General features: G+C 31.8%; 3 protein-coding genes. All 3 read left to right on the forward strand.

What is annotated here, in order from left to right:
• Positions 1-91: 91 nt before the first annotated feature.
• The 3 genes from E5167_RS15275 to E5167_RS15285 all read left to right on the forward strand — a co-directional run bounded on the left by E5167_RS15275 (position 92) and on the right by E5167_RS15285 (position 2118).
• The gene (locus E5167_RS15275) at positions 92-721 is read left to right on the forward strand and encodes a hypothetical protein (protein WP_239022014.1); all 630 of its coding nucleotides are present in this window, start codon (positions 92-94) and stop codon (positions 719-721) included.
• An 87-nt stretch (positions 722-808) separates the two neighbouring features.
• Positions 809-1495, forward strand: coding sequence for a hypothetical protein (locus E5167_RS15280; protein WP_136845025.1), 687 nt, complete (start codon positions 809-811; stop codon positions 1493-1495).
• 155 nt (positions 1496-1650) lie between these two features.
• Positions 1651-2118, forward strand: coding sequence for a hypothetical protein (locus E5167_RS15285; protein WP_136845026.1), 468 nt, complete (start codon positions 1651-1653; stop codon positions 2116-2118).
• Positions 2119-2337: the final 219 nt, after the last annotated feature.

The raw sequence follows: 2337 nt of genomic DNA on the forward strand, positions 1-2337 counted from the left end.
AACAACGCGCATAAAACATAGCTGGGATAGGTCTAATTAAACTATTTGTCTTATTTTTAAGGCAAATACCGAGTCTGAAAATAGCGGTTATATGACCGCTAAATTTCATGCTCGTAACCGTTGTAAAACATTTGACCAAACCAAGAAAATGCAGGAAACCATCAAAAATAGAATTCCAATTCACGTTGATTTAGCACCAAATCGAGACGAAGTTTATTCTGGAATTTGTTTAAAATCAAATGAGAATATCTTTGTGTTTATTTGCTTTAATGACGAAACAAAAGAATTTGACGGTTTTGCAATTATTAGGAATTTTGAAATTGACAAATATCGAGAATGGGACGAAGAAGAATTAAGTGAAATAAAGAATAATAATTACGCGGAATTTATCGGAAAACTGCCACTTGAAAGAATGAATAATATGTCCGAATGTTTATCGGAATTAGAAAACGAAGAGTTGATTGCAATATTTACAGAAACTGACGATGATTCATATTTTGTCGGACAAATTAAAAATCTAACGGAAAACGAAGCGGAATTAAAATTAATGAATGAAGATGCGGAATGGACTGGAAATGAAAAAATAAAAATTGCTGAAATAACTTATATTGGATTTCGGACAAGTATTGAAAAAGAGTTACTGAATAAAAACGTTTTACAACAATGTATAACCGCAATTACGGCGGATTCGACTACGTCCGAATCCACTCGGAATTGCTAAAGTCAGTGTCAATCCGAAAATAATCGCTAATTTAATCCGTAACTGACGGTTATACGAAACCGTTAGCTGTAATTTAAACCAAACTTTGTGGCAGAAAAGAAAGACATCGAAAAACTAATAGTTCAGAATAAAAAAAGTAATCTGAAAAACCATTGGAATGATGCATTTTTCTACAACACGACAAAGTACAGCGGAGAAATTAAACCGAATGAACTTTTGATTTGGCGTTCCTCTCATTTTTTGCGTGGTGCATATCCTATTTTCCATCTGACTTTTGACCAAAACAATAAACTGAATGGAATAAAAAAGGAGAAAAATCCTTACCATAAACTGCTGAATAAAATAACTATCGGATTTTTAATTGTGTTGATTTCAGGTTTGTTCCTCTCAACTGACTTCAAAATGGCAGTAATTGGAACAATCGGAATTTCAGTTATTGGACTTTTATTGCGTTTAGTTTTAGGAAAAGCCAAGAAATACGAAACCAAACTTCTGACAGATGAACTGAAAGAAGCAATTGAAAATATTGAACAGTTGAATAATCCCGAACTGATTAATAAACCAAAATCGGTATCAAAAACAGAAAAGGTTAAAGAATGGACTTTTACGAAAGTTTTGACAAGACTTCTTCTCTACCCTTTTTGCTTACTGATTTTATGGTTTTCGATTACTGGATTTTTACCAGATGGAAAAACATTATACGGAATATTTGGAATAGTAGTCGCATTGGCTTATCCAATAGCTGACATACTACTGATATTCGGAAAAAAATAAAAACTACAGCTAACAATGGCTATAATTCATTGCGGCTGAATTCCTAATCGGAATTCAACGCAATTTTGCTATCTTTCGGCTACGGCGGAAAGAATCCTGCGGATTTTTCCGCAACGAAATCATAGCCGAGACCGTTGGCACACATTTGACAAAAAATGAACATTAAAGAATTTTTCGACATTGAACCAATCCAAAAAAACGGATTACTGATTTTTGCGTTTGCTTTTTTAATGTCATATCTACAATTGTTTTTGTTTAAATCTGACTTTTCAGAATTAGATAAATTTGACAAAATAATTTTGAGTTTATCTATTGGTGTTTGTTGGGTTGTTAGCGAATTGCCAACGTATTTCTTTTTTATGAACTCAAAATGGCAAAAGTGGAAACAGAAAGGAATGGTACTCAACTTTATTCCTGACCGAATCGTAGCATCTTTTGGTTTTACAATAATATTTTGGATGGTGTTGCTTACATACATCGGATTTGAATTTAATATGGATTTAAAAACATTTGTTCGGACCTCTTTGATTGTTATGTTTCTAAAATCATTGTATTGGTTTATATACTTTCTAAAATATACACGTATAGATATAAAAAAGCAGAACAAAAAAAGCGACAAATAAAAACTCTGGAATTATTATTTGAAAAAACAAAGGCAATTCATCAAATATTGAATTGAGTATTTTAATCATACTTCTGAATTTTAAATTAATAATCTGATTAAAAAACGTGTGCCAACAACGTACATAATTCATTGCTTCGGATTTGTCCTTCGGAAAATCCTCGCCTTCTCTTAATTTGTTTCTTTTTTTCATATCTTTTGTCTTAAATTTATCGCAACA

The organism is Pontimicrobium aquaticum (genome assembly GCF_005047595.1).
GTDB classification, from domain to species: domain Bacteria; phylum Bacteroidota; class Bacteroidia; order Flavobacteriales; family Flavobacteriaceae; genus Pontimicrobium; species Pontimicrobium aquaticum.